Here is a 16,222-nt window from a genome sequence, read left to right as displayed (position 1 = left end):
GGCCAGCATGCATCTGACAGTACTGCTACGAGAGGCAACTGACGCTCTGGTAACGGCGCCCAGTGGTTTCTACGTCGATGGCACTTTTGGCCGCGGTGGACACAGCCGCGCGGTGCTGGACTGTCTAGCCGACGACGGCCGGCTGTTAGGTGTTGATAAAGATCCCGTCGCGATTGACTCCGCTCGAGAGCTCGCAACCACTGACTCCCGCTTCAGCTTCTATCACGGCTCATTTGCCGACCTCCCTTCCCACTTGCACGAGATCGGCGCTGACCAGGTCGATGGTATTCTCGTGGATCTCGGCGTTTCCAGCCCCCAATTGGACGAGGCCGATCGCGGCTTCAGCTTCCTGCATGACGGCCCACTCGACATGCGTATGGATACCACATCCGGTCAAACTGCTGCCGAGTGGCTAATGTCTGCCGAAGAGCAGGATATCGCCCGGGCGCTTAAGGAGTACGGCGAGGAGCGTTTTGCCAAGCGTATCGCAGCGGCGATTGTCGCGGCTCGGCAAGAAGCGCCCCTGACCACCACAGGCCAGCTGGCGCGTATCGTCAGCGAGGCGAACCCCCGCTGGGAGAAGCACAAGCATCCTGCAACACGGGCGTTTCAGGGCATTCGCATTCAGGTGAATCGTGAGTTGGACGATCTGCGTGATCTGCTCGACGGCGCGCTCGATGTGTTGAGAGTCGGCGGGCGCCTGGTCGTGATCAGCTTCCACTCGCTGGAAGATCGCATGGTCAAGCGCTACATGCGCGATATGGCTCGCGGCGAGCAGTTGCCTCCGGGCGTTCCGGTCACCGATGCGGCACTGAATCGCCGTATGAAGTTGGTTGGCAAGGCCGTGAAGGCCAGCGCGGATGAGTTGGGCGAGAACGTCAGGGCGCGCAGCGCGGTCATGCGTGTGGCGGAGAAAATCGCATGAGCCCGCGAGTCAAAGGCAAGAAGATGATGACCGCCGCCGTGAGTGGCCAGGCACCTGCCCGGCGTGCAACGCTGTTCTGGGGCAATTTGGTGCTGGCCGTCCTGGTATTGGGCTCAGCTTTTGCCGTAATTCATTCGACGCACGCCTGTCGTGATCTGTATACCCACTTGCAGGCGCTGGAGGCGCGTCAGTGGCATCTGCAGGAAGACTACGGACGTCTGCTGCTCGAGGAGAGCACCTGGGCATCACATTATCGGGTTGAGAAAGTGGCGCGATCCGAGCTGAAAATGGCTGAGCCTGATCTGGCTCGCTATGAAGTGGTGGGTCGATGAAAACGGCCAGGAAGAAGTCTGTGCCTGCGGCGATCTCCATGTGGCGCCTGTATCTGGTTGCCTTTGCGTTGCTGTGCATGGCGGTGGTGCTGATTGGGCGGGTGCTGTCACTGCAGATTCTCGATACAGAGCGCGGCTACTCGTTCCTGCAGAATCAGGGGGATGCTCGCTCATTGCGCAGTGCCGAAATCCCCGCCTATCGCGGTGTGATTACCGATCGCCACGGCGAGCCTCTGGCGGTAAGCACACCGGTGGTGTCTATCTGGGCCAATCCGCGTCACCTGGATAGAGAGCGCCTGCCCGAACTTGCCGCAGCATTGGGGATGAGTCTGTCCTCCCTGCGCGAGCGGGTGGCGAGGTATGAAGGTAAGCAGTTTATGTACCTGGCTCGTCACCGCGTACCCCATGAGGCGCGCGAGATTCTTGCCAAGCGTATTGCCGGTGTTTATGGCGAGCGGGAATACCGCCGCTTCTACCCCGCAGGTGAGGTGGCCGCGCAGTTGGTGGGCTTTACCAACCTTGACGATGAAGGCATTGCCGGTATGGAGGTGGCTTATGACGAGCACCTTCGCGGCGTGCCGGGCAAGAAGAAGTACATCAAGGATCTGAAGGGGCAGATGGTCCGCGATATCGGCGTCGTGCAGCCTGCCCGTCCGGGCAAGCCGCTGCGCTTGAGTATCGACCTGCGCTTACAGCATCTTCAGCATCGCGAGCTGGCCAAGGCCGTGACGGCAGCGGGTGCAGAGAGCGGCACGGTGGTGACGCTGGACGCGCATACCGGTGAAGTGTTGGCCATGGTGAACTACCCGGTCTTCAACCCCAATAGCCGTAAGAACATGAAGGGCGGCACCACGCGCAACCGGGCGGTAACGGATACCTATGAGCCAGGGTCGACCATGAAAACCCTGACGCTGGTGGCCGCCCTGGAAAGCGGCCTATATACCACCGAGACCATGATTGATACTTCGCCCGGTTGGATTCGGGTGGGGCCAAAGACCTATCCAGACCCGCGCAACTATGGCGATATCAGCCTCTCGCGGGTCATCGAGAAATCCAGCCAGGTGGGCGTGACCAAGCTGGCGGTCGAGCTGGGGCATGAGCCTATCTGGGAAGTCTTTAGTCGCTTCGGTATCGGCCAGCCCCTGGGTACAGGCTTCCCCGGCGAAAGCGCAGGCCTGCTGCCAAACCGCCCGCGCTGGTATTCGACCGAGAAAATTTCCCTGGCCTTTGGTTACGGCATTACTGCAACACCTTTGCAATTGGCCCGCGCTTACAGTGCCTTCGCCAATAATGGCGTGATGCAGGAAGTGTCCTTGCTGGCCCACGATGGTGTACCCGAAGAGGGTGTACAGGTGGTAAGCCCCGATGTGGCCGCCCAGGTGCTGACAGTATTGGGGCGGGTCACTGGTGACAATGGTACTGCGCGCAAGGCGCGTGTGGCCGGTCACCAGGTCGGCGGAAAGACCGGCACGGTTCACAAGGTGGGTCCGCAGGGGTATGTCGACAACGCCTACGTGGCGCTGTTTGCCGGCGTTGCACCGGTCGACGATCCCCGGGTGGTCACCGTGGTGGTGATTAACGATCCGCAGGGCGAATCCTACGGCGGTGGTGCTGCAGCAGCGCCGGTCTTCTCCGCTGTGACCCAGGGTGCGCTGCGCCTGCTGGGTGTGACTCCGACTGAACTGCCCGAAGAAGTGGCCGTTGCCGGCGCCGGGCGCGGAGGTGCAGCGTGATGGGGCTGGCTGAGCTCATTGCAAGCCCTGGCTGCGAGGGTGGGGCAACTGCGGTGCGCGGCATTGAGCTGGATAGCCGTAAAGTCCAGCCAGGCGATGTATTTCTGGCGATGCCGGGCGAACTGCACGACGGCCGGCAGTTTATTGAGCAGGCTGTGGCCAACGGCGCTAGCGCAGTGATTGCCGAGCCGCCGGTGGCCGGTTTTGTAGATGCAGTGCCGGTGCCGCTGGTTGAGCTGCCGGAATTGCAGCAGGAGTCCGGTTACCTGGCGGCGAGATTCTTCGGTGAGCCTTCAAGCGCGTTGCACATGGTGGGCGTCACGGGTACCAACGGTAAGACCACAACCAGTCGTCTGGTGGCGCAACTGATGAGGGCGCTGGGTAAACCCTGTGGCGTGATTGGTACGCTGGGAGCAAGCCTGGAAGATGGCGTGGCGCAGGGCGGTAATACCACGCCGGATGCCGTGTCACTGCAGCGCCAGTTGGCGGCCTGGGTCGACGAGCAAGTGCTTGCCGTATGTATGGAAGTGTCTTCGCATGCGCTGGTGCAGGGTCGGGTGAATGGCGTGGCCTTTGAGACAGCGGTCTTCACTAATCTTTCGCGCGACCACCTCGACTACCACGGGAGCATGGAAGCCTACGGGCGGGCCAAGCTGGCCTTATTCGACACCGACGGCCTGCGCCAGGTGCTGGTGAATGCAGATGATCCGTTCTCTGCCCGTATTCTTGATGTCATAGGGCCTGACGTGCAGGCCTACCGCTACTCCTTACAGGATGCCTCCGCTGACGTTGTCATCGAGCAGACAGGCTTTGCGAATGGTCGTGTCCATGGCCGTATGCGCACGCCCTGGGGCGAGGGTGACTTCGCCAGCCCGTTGGTCGGTCACTTCAATCTCTCCAACCTGGCTGCTGCAGTGGCAGCGGTGGTGCTGGCGGGAGAAGAGCTGGAACACGTACTTGCTGCCGTGGCCGATCTGCAACCTGTTCCCGGACGCATGCAGGCCATCGAAAACTCGCTGGGTTTTCAGGTAGTGGTGGATTACGCGCACACGCCCGATGCCCTGGAGCAGGCGCTGGTGGCACTGCGCCCCTACGTAAGCGGCCAGCTCATCACCGTATTTGGCTGCGGCGGCGACCGTGATCCCGGCAAGCGCCAGGTGATGGGGCGCATAGCCTGTGCCCGCTCCGACCGGGTGGTTGTCACCAGTGATAACCCCCGAGGCGAGGATCCCGCTGCCATCCTGGCGGATATTGAAACCGGATGCAGCGGCAAATACATGTTGGAAGTGGATCGCAAAAAGGCTATCGATGCTGCCGTTGGTCTGGCCCGGCCTGGCGACTGTGTGGTGATTGCCGGCAAGGGGCACGAGGACTACCAGATTATTAACGGTGAAAAATTGTATTTCTCTGATGAGGCCGAGGCCCGCAGTGCGCTGCAAATGAGGGCCTCAGTATGATGCGGGCCTATAGCCTCAGTGAGTTGCGCGAACCCCTGCAGGCAACACTGCAGGGCGAGGATTGCACTATCGAAGGCGTATCCACCGATAGCCGCGATATAGCCGCCGGCGATTTGTTTGTTGCCCTCAAGGGTGAAAATTTTGACGGCCATGACTATCTCGAGCGCGCTGCCAATAGCGGAGCTATTGCGGCGCTGGTAATTGATAGCGCCGACGTGTCGATGCCCTGCCTGACGGTGGCTGATACCGAGCGTGGCCTGGGCTTGTTGGGAGCCTATAACCGCGCCCAGTTCGATGGCCCGCTGGTGGCGATCACCGGCAGTTCCGGTAAGACCACGGTCAAAGGCATTGTGCAGTCGGTATTGTCGCAGCGGGGTGAAACCCTGGCGACAGACGGCAACTTTAACAACGAAATCGGTGTACCCCTGACGCTGCTGCGTTTAACGCCGTCGGCGGAGTTTGCGGTGGTGGAAATGGGCGCGGCAGGCAAGGGTCATATTCGCTGGCTGTGTGACATTGGTCGGCCAACGGTATCGGTGCTGCTTAACGCCATGCCTGCCCACCTGGATGGTTTTGGCAGTGTCGAGCAGGTCGCTGACGCCAAGGCGGAAATCTACGATGGTCTGGATGGTGCAGGTGTCGCGGTGATTAATGCGGATCAACCCTGGGCAGACAGCTGGCGTCAGCGTGCCGCACAGGCGCGGGTTGTCGACTACTCCATCGTTTCCGGTGCGGCTGATGTCAGTCTCGTTCAAGCGCGCTCTCGCGGCATCGAGGGCAGTGAATTGCGGATTTCCACGCCCCGGGGCGAGTTCGATACAACCATTGCATTGCCGGGTGAACACAACCACAGCAATGCCCTGGCCGGTGTTGCGGTTGGTCTGGCCTGCGGGTTGAGTCTGGATGAAATCGCGGCCGGTATCGCTGCGGTGCAGCCTGTGTCAGGCCGCTTGTCTGCGGCGCGCAACGCCGCTGGCGCACTGGTCATCGACGATTGTTACAACGCAAACCCGGGATCTGTCCGGGCCGCCATGAAGACCCTGGCAGAGACGGCGGGTCGACGCACCATCGTGCTTGGTGCCATGCGTGAGCTGGGCGCCGATAGTGGCAGCCTGCACCGCGATATGGGTGAATATGCGCAGCAATTGGGTTTGGAACAGTTCTGGGGCGTCGGTGAGGAATTGCGCGATGCAACCGAGGCATTTGGTGCGGGCGGTCGCTGGTTTGCTGACTGCGCCGCAGTGCTCGAGGCATTGCCCGGCGCTTTCGGCACCGAGGATACGGTATTGATCAAGGGCTCACGCGGTGCGCGTATGGAGCGCGTGTTGGAAGGGCTTATGGTGCGCCGTGGTGGGGGAGAACACTGATGCTGCTATTGCTTGCTGAATATCTGAGTCAGTTTGAGGGCGGGTTCCAGGTCTTTCAGTACCTGACACTGCGCGGCATTCTGGCGGCGGGAACGGCACTGGCCATTTCCCTTATCGTCGGCCCCTTCATGATCCGTAAGCTCAGCTACTACCAGGTGGGACAGGCTGTGCGCGACGACGGGCCGCAAAGCCATTTGAGCAAGGCCGGCACGCCGACCATGGGGGGTGCGCTGATTCTGGTGGCGATAGCGATCTCCACACTGTTGTGGGCGGATTTGCGCAATGTTTATGTGTGGATTGCGCTACTGGTGACCGCGGTATTTGGCGCGGTTGGCTGGGTGGATGACTATCGCAAGGTGGTGGAGAAAGACTCCCGGGGCCTGCCTGCCCGCTGGAAGTACTTCTGGCAATCCGTGGCGGGCCTTGCGGCCGCGTTGTACATGTATTTCTACATTGATACACCGGTGACCACTGAGCTGTATGTGCCCTTTATTAAAGACTTTGCCTGGAATATGGGGCCGCTCTTCATCTTGCTCACCTACTTCGTGATTGTCGGCTCCAGCAATGCGGTCAACCTGACCGATGGTCTCGACGGGCTGGCAATCATGCCTACCGTGATGGTGGGCGGTGCGCTGGGCATTATTGCCTACCTCACCGGCCACGTGAATTTCGCCGAGTACCTGCAAATTCCCTATGTCGCCGGTAGCGGTGAGATGGCGGTCTTCTGCGGTAGCATCGCCGGTGCGGGGCTTGGCTTCCTGTGGTTTAACACCTATCCCGCCCAGGTCTTTATGGGTGACGTGGGTGCACTGGCACTAGGTGCGGCACTGGGTACGGTGGCGGTTATTACGCGCCACGAGATTGTGTTCTTTGTGATGGGCGGCATTTTTGTGTTGGAGACTGTGTCCGTGATTCTACAGGTGGCGTCTTTCAAGCTTACCGGTAAGCGGATCTTCCGCATGGCGCCCATTCATCATCACTTTGAATTGAAAGGCTGGCCCGAACCACGGGTCATTGTGCGCTTCTGGATTATTACCGTCATGCTGGTTCTGTTTGGGCTGGCGACGCTGAAGTTGAGATAAAGGTGAATCAGGCAGTGATACAAGGCGTCATAGCAAGCAGTGTGAACCGGGTCGTGGTGGGACTCGGGGTCACTGGTTTGTCGTGCGCGCGCTTCCTGCACTCGCAGGGGCAGGCCTTCTCCATTGTCGATACCCGCGAAGATCCGCCCGGCCTGGCGGAGATTGAGGCCGAGATGCCGGAGGTGCCGGTTTACGTTGGCCAGTTCCCCGCAGAAATACTGGCTGCCGCCGATGAACTCATTGTGAGCCCGGGCATTGCCCCCGACGATCAGATGCTGGCACCGGCGATCGCCGCAGGCGCGCGCATCATGGGCGATGTTGATCTGTTTGTGGCCGAGGCAACTGCGCCAGTGATTGGTATTACCGGATCCAATGCCAAGTCCACAGTGACCGAGTTGCTCGGCGCCATGGCCCGCGAGGCGGGGCTGGATGTTGGTGTGGGTGGCAACCTGGGTACGGCGGCGCTGGACTTACTTGCCCCGGAGCGAAAGCTGTATGTGCTTGAGTTGTCCAGCTTTCAGCTGGAGAGAGCCAGCCATTTGAACCTCGCGGTGGCCACCGTGTTGAACGTGAGTGCCGATCATCTTGATCGTCACGGCAACATGGTGCGTTATCACCAGGCCAAGCATCGTATTTTCCAGAGCTGCCACAAAGCCGTGGTCAATCGCGATGATCCGCTCACAGTGCCCCTGCTGCCGGACGCTGTTGAGGTTGTCAGCTGGCGTCTCGGTGAGCCTGAGCTGCGCGGTTTCGGTATTCGCGACGGGCAGTTGTGTTTTGGTAACGACGTACTCATGCCCGTGGCTGAGCTGGGTATTGTTGGGCGACACAACCAGGCGAACGCGCTGGCGGCCCTGGCATTGGGTAGCGCCGCCGGGCTGCCCGTAAGCGCCATGTGCGTTGCATTGAAAGCATTCCGCGGCCTGCCGCATCGCTGCGAGCTCGTGGCAGTGCACAACGAGGTGCGTTACATCAATGATTCCAAGGGCACCAACGTGGGAGCTACCCAGGCTGCCCTGGCAGGTCTCGGCGGTGACCACGACGTGGTCTTGATCGCGGGAGGTCAGGGCAAGGGCGCTGACTTTAAAGCCCTGCGAGCACTGGTAACACAGCACTGCAAGCGCCTACTTGTGTTGGGTGAAGACGCGCCGCTGATGGCAGATGCCCTGGCTGGCGCAACCGAGATCGAACGGGTCGAGTCGATGGACGAGGCGGTTGCGCTTGCAGCGCAATGTGCTGTCGATGGAGATACGGTGCTGCTGTCTCCGGCCTGCGCGAGCTTTGATATGTTCTCCGGGTTTGCCGCGCGCGGTGACGCCTTCCGCCTGGCCGTGCAAGCGCTTGAGGTGCAGGCATGAGTCGCGCTGTCGCGCCAAACCTGATGCCCGATGCGGGCATTCTGCTGCTCGGTGTGGCACTGATGCTGGTGGGGCTGGTAGCTATCAGCTCGGCATCGATCGAGTATGCTGACATCAACTACAAGAGCACCTGGTTCCACACGATTCGTCATCTGATCTATATGGCGCTGGCCCTGAGTGCGGCCTTTGTTGTGTACCGTATTCCGCTGCAATTCTGGGAGCAGACTGGCTGGATCTGGCTGTTCATCGCCCTGGCGCTGCTCATTCTGGTGTTGATACCCGGCGTTGGGCGCGAAGTGAACGGCAGTCAGCGCTGGCTGCCACTGGGACCTTTCACTCTGCAGCCTTCGGAGTTTGCCAAGCTGGCAATGGTGGTTTACCTGGCCGGTTACATGGTGCGCCGTGAGCATGAGGTGCGTCACGAGTGGCAGGGCTTTCTCAAACCTATGGCGGTGCTGTTTGCCGCTACCTTGCTGTTGATGGTGGAGCCCGATTTTGGCGCCACAGTGATTGTGGCGGGTAGCGCTTTCGGGATGTTATTCCTTGCCGGCGTGAAACTGGGTCACTTCATGGTAGTTGGTGCCGGCGCGCTGGGGGCGTTACTGGTGCTGGTCGTCAGTGAGCCCTACCGGGTCAAGCGCCTGACGGCCTACACCGACCCCTGGGCTGACCCCTACGACACCGGCTTCCAGCTGACGCAATCGCTGATCGCTTTTGGTCGAGGCGAGTGGTTCGGGGTTGGGTTGGGTAACAGCGTACAGAAATTGTTTTACTTACCGGAAGCCCACACTGATTTCGTCTTCTCTATCTGGGCAGAGGAGACGGGTTTCATCGGTGCACTCGCTGTCATTCTTCTGTATGTCGCTCTCATCGGCCGAATTCTCTGGGTGGGCCGGGCAGCGCAGCTGGGCTCACAACCGTTTGGGGCCTATGTCTGCTACGGAGTGGCGCTGGTCTTTTCCGGGCAGGCGTTCGTGAACATGGGCGTGAGCTCCGGTTTGTTGCCCACCAAGGGCCTGACCCTGCCCTTTGTCTCCTATGGTGGCACCAGTCTTACTGTGTGCTGTGTCATGCTGGCGTTAGTGCTGCGTATCGATCACAGCGTGCGCCATGGGGAGGTGCGTTCATGAGCGCGCCCATCCTGATGATGGCAGGCGGCACCGGCGGCCACGTCTACCCGGCACTGGCAGTGGCCAATGCGTTGCGCGACCGTGGTCACGAGGTCGAGTGGGTGGGTACCTCGCGTGGCCTCGAACAGCGCGTGGTGCCGGCGGCCGATATCAAACTTCATCACCTCGCAGTGCGGGGTGTGCGAGGCAAGGGTCTGTTGGACAAGTTCCAGAGTCTGCTGGCGCTGGGCTTCGCTTCGGTGCAGGCACTGTGGCTGGTGTTGCGCTTGCGCCCGGCCGCGGTTGTCGGCATGGGTGGTTATGTCGCGGGCCCCGCGGGTGTTGCTGCCTGGCTACTGCGACGTCCGCTGCTTATCCACGAACAAAACGCCGTTGCCGGGACAACGAATCGCATGCTGGCTCCGCTGGCGGACGTAGTTGTCACCGGTTTTCCGGGAGCCTTCAAAAGTGATGTGGAGGCGATCACGCTGGGAAATCCGGTACGCGAGGATATCGTCGCCCTCGGTGAAGCCCAGCACTATAACTACGACGGTAAGCGGAGCTTACACGTACTCGTGCTCGGCGGGAGTCTGGGCGCGAAGCCGCTCAATGAAACCGTGCCTGAGGCGGTGAGCAAATTGCTCGAAGAAGGCGTTGATTTATGTGTCTGGCACCAGACCGGTGAAGCGCATGTCGGTCCGGTCAGCCATGCCTATCCCGCCGATCACGCGCATGTGCGCGTCGCTCCTTTTATAGAGAATATGGCGGAGGCCTATGCCTGGGCCGACGTTGCGATCTGCAGGGCGGGTGCGCTGACAGTGGCCGAGCTCGCTGTGATGGGGCGTCCGGCCATTCTGGTGCCGCTCCCGCATGCCATCGATGATCACCAGACGGCGAATGCGCGGTCATTGGCAGACCGCGGAGGCGCCATCTTGTTGCGCCAGGCAGACATGTCGGTAGCTGCGCTGATGCAGTCACTGCGCGGTTATCTCAATCACCCGGAGCGCCTGCGCGCAATGGCTGCCGCGGCCAGGGCTGTGGCGGCACCGGATGCAACGGCCAGGGTCACTGACCGGTGCGAGGAGTTGTTCCGTGATAAGTGACAAGAATATCTACTCCGTGCCTGAAATGCGCCGCGTACGCCGCATCCATATGATTGGTGTGGGCGGAACGGGCATGAGCGGTATCGCGGAAGTGTTGGTGAATCTCGGCTACGAAGTCGGTGGCTCCGACCTGCGGGCTAGTCCGGTGACAAGGCGCCTCGAAGCCCGTGGCGTGGAAGTATTTATCGGCCATCAGGCCGAGAATGTCGGCGCGGCGGACGTGGTTGTCACTTCCAGTGCTGTAGACGAGTCCAACCCCGAGGTTGTTGCAGCTCGCGAGGCCCGTATTCCTATCGTGCCCCGGGCAGAGATGCTGGCAGAGCTGATGCGCTATCGTCACGGTATCGCGGTAGCGGGTACGCACGGTAAAACCACCACCACCAGCCTGATTGCCAATGTGTTTGGCGAGGCGGGTCTGGATCCCACGTTTGTTATCGGCGGCCTGGTTAACAGTGTCGGCAGTAATGCACAGCTGGGCGCCAGCAGGTTCCTGATTGCTGAGGCCGATGAAAGCGACGCCTCATTCCTGCACCTGCAGCCGATGGTCACCGTGGTGACCAATATTGAAGCCGATCACATGGATACCTATGGCGGCGACTTCTCTGTGCTGCGCCGTACTTTTCTCGACTTTCTTCACAACCTGCCGTTCTACGGTATTGCGGTGCTGTGTGTGGATGACCTTGTGATTCGCGAGATGTTGCCCGAGGTCAGCCGTCAAATCATCACCTACGGCTTTGCCGACGATGCAGACTATCGCATCGACGATATGCAGCGCGAGGGCCTGACCACGCGCTTCACCGTGCACCGTCCCGGTGACATGGCGCCGCTTGAGGTGAGCCTGAACATGCCCGGCGAGCACAATGTCCTGAACGCCGCGGCAACGATTGCCGTTGCCTGTGACGAAGGGCTGGACGATGCCGCGATCCTGCGCGGTCTGGCGGGCTTTGCCGGGGTGGGTCGCCGTTTCTCGCCGATGGGCGAACTGCAATTGCCTGCCCGGCAGGCCCTGCTGTTCGACGATTATGGCCATCATCCCACCGAGGTTCGGGCCACACTCGATTCTGCGCGCCAGGCGTTTCCCGAGCAGCGCATCGTCATGGTGTATCAGCCTCATCGATACTCGCGCACCCGCGACCTGTATGAAGACTTTGTGGCAACGCTGTCACGCTGTGATGTGCTGGTACTCCTCGATGTATATGCCGCGGGCGAAGAGCCCATTCCCGGAGCAGACAGCCGCAGCCTCACACGCAGTATCCGTCAGCGCGGCCAGCTGGAACCCATCTTTGCCGAGAGCATTGACGACGTGCCGCGCATTCTCTGCGACGTGGTGCGCGAGGGTGATGTGATTGTGACCCAGGGGGCGGGCAACATCGGCGCGTTGGCGAGAGATCTGGCTGGTTTGGATTTTTCAGAGGTAGACGGTTCATGAGTGCGGCGAATTTGAAACAGGGCGAGATAGCTGTGCTGCTGGGCGGAACATCCGCCGAGCGCGAAGTGTCGCTGAACAGTGGTGCTACCGTGGCTGAGGCGTTGCGCTCCCTCGACTACCGGGTGCGCGAGGTCGACCCCGCTGATGCGGGTTGGCTGGCACAACTGGACGGCGTCGACTTCGCATTCAATATCCTGCACGGCCCCGGTGGTGAAGATGGCTGTATCCAGGGTGCGCTGCAGGCCCTGGGTGTGCCCTATACCGGCTCTGGCGTGCTCGGCTCGGCGCTGGCAATGGACAAGCAGCGCAGCAAGGAATTGTGGCAGGGCATTGGCATATCCACCGGCGGTTTTGCGATGTTGCGCGCAGATACCGACTGGCAATCAGTGATCGATCGCCTTGGCCGGGTGTTCGTCAAACCTACCTGCGAGGGTTCCAGTATTGGCATGGCGCCCGCCAGTAATGCCGAGGAGCTTGAAGCCGCTTATCGCGAGGCGGCGCGCTACGGAGGCGCCGTGCTTGCCGAGCAGTTTATCAACGGACCTGAGTACACCGTGAGTATTCTCGGCGGGCGAGCCCTGCCTTCTATCTGCATGGAGACGGATAACGAGTTTTATGACTATGAAGCCAAGTACATATCCGATGACACCACGTACAACTGCCCCTCAGGGTTGTCCGCCAGCGATGAGGCAGAAGTGGCTGAGCTGGCACTGGCGGCGTTTAACTCCCTCGGCTGCGCTGTCTGGGGGCGCGTCGACACCATGCGCGACGCCGACGGCCGCTTCTATGTACTCGAAGTAAATACGATTCCTGGAATGACCTCACACAGCCTGGTGCCAATGGCGGCCCGGGAAGTGGGTATGAGTGTGCCGCAACTGGTCGAGCAGATCCTGCTCCTGAGCGCGGAGGCACAGAGATAGCATGGGCGTCGCGATTAAGTTGCCATTGTTCGGGCGCCGGCCCGAGGAGAAGCGCAAGCGCAAACCCGGCAAGCGGCCGGTAAAAAAGCAGGAAGCTTCCGCGCAGGCCAAGCGCAAGCCGCGCCAAGCGCCGGCCAAGGGCGCAACCCGCAAGCAGCAGGCGCAGGCCGAAAAGTCGCCGGCCAATTTTGCCTGGCTGAACCGCCTGCTGATCATCGTGGGCATTGGTGTGGTATCCGCCGCGGGGCTGCAGGCGTGGATTTTCCTGGCCGCGATTCCTGTCGAGCGCATTTCCGTCACCGGCGAGCTGGCCAATACCCGCACCACGGCCGTCCAGGACATGGTGCAGCCGGCACTGGTGGGGGGCTTTTTGGGGACCGACCTTGCCGAAGTGCGCGGTCAACTGGAGGCGCTGCCCTGGATATACGAGGCCAATGTGCGGCGCGTCTGGCCGAATGCGCTGGAGATACACGTGGTCGAACAGCTGCCGATCGCCCGTTGGGGTGATGGCGGTTTTCTCAATCATCAGGGCGAGGTGTTTCGGCCCAGTGATAGCGAGGCTTGGGGCAGTCTGCCTCAGCTGCGCGGCCCGGAAGGGGCTGCAGGTGAGTTAATGCGCACCTACCAACGACTGGTGGATATTCTCACGCCGCTGCGGCTGAGCGTGACCCAGCTGGTAGTCGATGAGCGGGGCCAGGTGGAAGCGGTGCTCTCCGGCGGTCAGTCGCTGATGATTGGCGGCGGTGAGTTCCGCGAGCGGATGCAGCGATTCAGTCGCCTTTACCGGGCGGAACTGGTGTCGCGCATGGACGAAGTGCAGCGGGTGGATTTGCGGTATCGCAAGGGTGTTGCGGTGGCTTACCGCGAGCCTGTGGCGCCAGAGCCACCTACGGATAACGAAAAAGCGTAAGGGGAGAGACTGCCATGGGCAGCGCGCAGGACAAAAGAATGATCGTCGGCCTGGATATCGGGACATCCAAGGTGGTTGCCATTGTGGGTGAAGTTTGCATGGACGGCGAGATTGAAGTGGTGGGCATTGGCTCGCACCCCTCCAAGGGCATGAAAAAAGGCGTGGTGGTGAATATCGAGTCCACTGTGCAATCGATCCAGCGCGCGGTGGAAGAGGCCGAGCTCATGGCCGGATGCCAGATTCACTCTGTGTATGTTGGCATTGCCGGTAGCCATATTCGCAGCCTTAATTCGCACGGCATCGTGGCGATTAAGGACAAAGAAGTATTCGGTCACGATCTCGAGCGGGTGATCGACGCGGCCCAAGCGGTGGCGATTCCCGCTGACCAGAAGATATTGCACATCCTGCCGCAGGAATACGTCATCGATAACCAGGAGGGCATTAAGGAACCCCTCGGAATGTCTGGCGTACGCCTGGAAGCAAAGGTGCATCTGGTGACCTGTGCCGTGAACGCGGCCCAGAACATTGAGAAATGTATTCGCCGCTGTGGGCTGGAAGTTGAAGAAATTATTCTCGAGCAGGTGGCATCGAGTTATTCGATTCTCACCGAGGACGAGCGCGATCTGGGTGTGTGCCTGGTCGATATCGGCGGCGGCACCAGCGACATTGCCATCTTCACCGAAGGCGCCATTCGTCACACCGGTGTGATTCCGATTGCCGGTGACCAGGTGACCAACGATATCGCCATGGCCCTGCGTACACCGACCCAGCACGCCGAAGAAATCAAGATCAAGTACGCCTGCGCGCTGACTCAGCTGGCAGGTGCCGAAGAAACGATAAAGGTGCCCAGCGTTGGCGATCGCCCGCCGCGGGACTTGTCCCGGCAGTCACTGGCAGAAGTTGTTGAGCCCCGCTATGACGAACTGTTTACGCTGGTGCAGGCCGAGCTGCGCCGCTCCGGCTTTGAAGACATGGTGCCCGCGGGCATCGTGCTGACCGGCGGCACCTCCAAGATGGAGGGCGTGGTGGAGCTGGCCGAGGAAATTTTCCATATGCCCGTGCGGGTGGGTTACCCCCAGAGTGTGCAGGGCCTCAATGACATTGTGCGCAACCCGATTTACGCCACCAGCGTGGGTTTGCTCCAGTACGGTGTCGATCATATGGAAGAAAACAATCAAGGGGGTGGGCGCAGCCAGAGTGGCGCGCCTGCCGAGAGTTGGATCAATCGGGCCAAGGCCTGGATCTCAAGCAATTTTTAAGCGGTAAACCGTCGCGCTGACACGCGGCTTTTTTACAAAAGGGGAGAAATAAACCATGTTTGAACTGATAGACAATGTACCAAGTAACGCGGTCATAAAAGTGATCGGCGTGGGCGGAGGCGGCGGCAACGCCGTGAAGCACATGATCGATAACTCGGTTGAAGGCGTTGATTTCATCTGTGCGAACACTGATGCCCAGGCGCTGTCGGACATTGAGTCCAAGACAGTGCTGCAGCTCGGTGGCGAGATCACCAAAGGTCTCGGTGCGGGTGCCAACCCGGAGATCGGCCGGGCGGCGGCCATGGAAGATCGCGAGCGTATCGCCGATTCCATCCGCGGCGCGGATATGGTCTTCATCACTGCCGGTATGGGCGGTGGTACCGGTACCGGCGGCGCGCCTGTGGTGGCGGAAGTTGCCCGTGAGCTGGGTATTCTGACCGTGGCGGTTGTGACCCGTCCCTTCCCCTTTGAGGGCAAGAAACGGTTAAAAATTGCCCAGGAAGGTGTGGGTGAATTGCAGCAGCACGTGGACTCTTTGATCACAATTCCCAATGAAAAATTGCTGGAAGTGCTAGGTAAAAATACCAGTCTGCTCGATGCCTTTAAGGAGGCAAATGATGTATTGTTGGGCGCAGTTCAGGGGATAGCCGATCTGATTATCCGTCCCGGCATGATCAATGTGGATTTCGCCGACGTGAGGACGGTAATGTCCGAAATGGGCATGGCGATGATGGGCACCGGCAGCTCCAAGGGCGAAAATCGCGCCCGTGAGGCAGCTGAAAGAGCCATAAACAGCCCCCTCCTGGATGATATTGATTTGCAGGGTGCACGCGGAATTCTGGTGAATATCACCGCGGGTCTCGATCTCGCACTTGGCGAGTTCGCCGAAGTTGGCGACACGATCGAGGAATTTGCATCCGAAGAAGCGACAGTTGTAGTAGGTACGGTTATCGATCCGGAGATGACGGACGAGCTGAAAGTAACCGTAGTAGCCACCGGTTTAGGTAGTGAAGCGGCGCGTGCGCCTTTGCAGGTCGTAGATACCGCACCTGCCAAACCGGCGGTCAGCACTGAGACCGAGCTGGATGAGCCCAATTACGCCGATCTGGACCGCCCCGCGGTACAGCGTCGGCAACGGGCCGCCGCAGGCGCTCAGGCTGCTGTTGCTGCAGACGCAAGCGAGGAGTATTTCGATATTCCCGCTTTCCTGCGCAGACAGGCCGATTGAGGCACGCCCT

General features: G+C 60.5%; 14 protein-coding genes. All 14 read left to right on the top strand.

The window, feature by feature from the left end; genetic code table 11:
* Positions 1-7: 7 nt before the first annotated feature.
* From rsmH to ftsZ, 14 genes are read left to right on the top strand one after another with little or no spacing between them, the layout of a single operon-like run.
* A complete protein-coding gene (gene rsmH / locus A3709_RS04175; protein ID WP_066050888.1) occupies positions 8-925 on the top strand; it encodes a 16S rRNA (cytosine(1402)-N(4))-methyltransferase RsmH in 918 nt (305 codons plus the stop codon).
* Positions 922-1,257 carry a cell division protein FtsL gene (gene ftsL, locus A3709_RS04170; protein ID WP_082849880.1) on the top strand — a complete coding sequence of 112 codons (336 nt, stop codon included), beginning with the start codon at positions 922-924 and terminating at the stop codon, positions 1,255-1,257. Before rsmH ends, ftsL begins: the two co-directional genes overlap by 4 nt.
* Positions 1,254-2,990: a penicillin-binding protein 2 gene (locus tag A3709_RS04165; protein WP_066050498.1), complete on the top strand. Its 1,737-nt coding sequence runs from the start codon at positions 1,254-1,256 to the stop codon at positions 2,988-2,990. Before ftsL ends, A3709_RS04165 begins: the two co-directional genes overlap by 4 nt.
* Positions 2,990-4,447: a UDP-N-acetylmuramoyl-L-alanyl-D-glutamate--2,6-diaminopimelate ligase gene (locus A3709_RS04160; protein ID WP_066050495.1), complete on the top strand. Its 1,458-nt coding sequence runs from the start codon at positions 2,990-2,992 to the stop codon at positions 4,445-4,447. Before A3709_RS04165 ends, A3709_RS04160 begins: the two co-directional genes overlap by 1 nt.
* The gene (murF, locus tag A3709_RS04155; protein WP_066050492.1) at positions 4,444-5,814 is read left to right on the top strand and encodes a UDP-N-acetylmuramoyl-tripeptide--D-alanyl-D-alanine ligase; all 1,371 of its coding nucleotides are present in this window, start codon (positions 4,444-4,446) and stop codon (positions 5,812-5,814) included. Before A3709_RS04160 ends, murF begins: the two co-directional genes overlap by 4 nt.
* Complete coding sequence (gene mraY, locus A3709_RS04150) at positions 5,814-6,896, top strand: phospho-N-acetylmuramoyl-pentapeptide-transferase (RefSeq protein WP_066050489.1); 1,083 nt, start codon at positions 5,814-5,816, stop codon at positions 6,894-6,896. The genes murF and mraY overlap by 1 nt, the downstream gene beginning before the upstream one ends.
* A 14-nt stretch (positions 6,897-6,910) precedes the next feature.
* A complete protein-coding gene (gene murD, locus A3709_RS04145) occupies positions 6,911-8,254 on the top strand; it encodes a UDP-N-acetylmuramoyl-L-alanine--D-glutamate ligase (RefSeq protein ID WP_231871101.1) in 1,344 nt (447 codons plus the stop codon).
* On the top strand, positions 8,251-9,384 hold the full coding sequence (gene ftsW / locus A3709_RS04140; RefSeq protein WP_231871100.1) for a putative lipid II flippase FtsW: 1,134 nt from the start codon (positions 8,251-8,253) through the stop codon (positions 9,382-9,384). Before murD ends, ftsW begins: the two co-directional genes overlap by 4 nt.
* On the top strand, positions 9,381-10,466 hold the full coding sequence (murG, locus tag A3709_RS04135) for an undecaprenyldiphospho-muramoylpentapeptide beta-N-acetylglucosaminyltransferase (protein WP_066050486.1): 1,086 nt from the start codon (positions 9,381-9,383) through the stop codon (positions 10,464-10,466). Before ftsW ends, murG begins: the two co-directional genes overlap by 4 nt.
* On the top strand, positions 10,459-11,895 hold the full coding sequence (murC, locus tag A3709_RS04130; protein ID WP_197484070.1) for a UDP-N-acetylmuramate--L-alanine ligase: 1,437 nt from the start codon (positions 10,459-10,461) through the stop codon (positions 11,893-11,895). The genes murG and murC overlap by 8 nt, the downstream gene beginning before the upstream one ends.
* Positions 11,892-12,815, top strand: coding sequence for a D-alanine--D-alanine ligase (locus A3709_RS04125; protein ID WP_066050480.1), 924 nt, complete (start codon positions 11,892-11,894; stop codon positions 12,813-12,815). The genes murC and A3709_RS04125 overlap by 4 nt, the downstream gene beginning before the upstream one ends.
* Position 12,816: 1 nt before the next feature.
* Complete coding sequence (locus tag A3709_RS04120; RefSeq protein WP_066050477.1) at positions 12,817-13,725, top strand: cell division protein FtsQ/DivIB; 909 nt, start codon at positions 12,817-12,819, stop codon at positions 13,723-13,725.
* Between the two features lie 14 nt (positions 13,726-13,739).
* Complete coding sequence (gene ftsA / locus A3709_RS04115) at positions 13,740-14,984, top strand: cell division protein FtsA (RefSeq protein WP_066050474.1); 1,245 nt, start codon at positions 13,740-13,742, stop codon at positions 14,982-14,984.
* Between the two features lie 55 nt (positions 14,985-15,039).
* A complete protein-coding gene (gene ftsZ / locus A3709_RS04110) occupies positions 15,040-16,212 on the top strand; it encodes a cell division protein FtsZ (protein WP_066050472.1) in 1,173 nt (390 codons plus the stop codon).
* Positions 16,213-16,222: the final 10 nt, after the last annotated feature.

The sequence above is a fragment of the Halioglobus sp. HI00S01 genome, assembly GCF_001635445.1.
In the GTDB taxonomy this organism is placed as follows: domain Bacteria; phylum Pseudomonadota; class Gammaproteobacteria; order Pseudomonadales; family Halieaceae; genus Halioglobus; species Halioglobus japonicus.
This window is presented reverse-complemented; position numbering and strand designations above follow the sequence as displayed.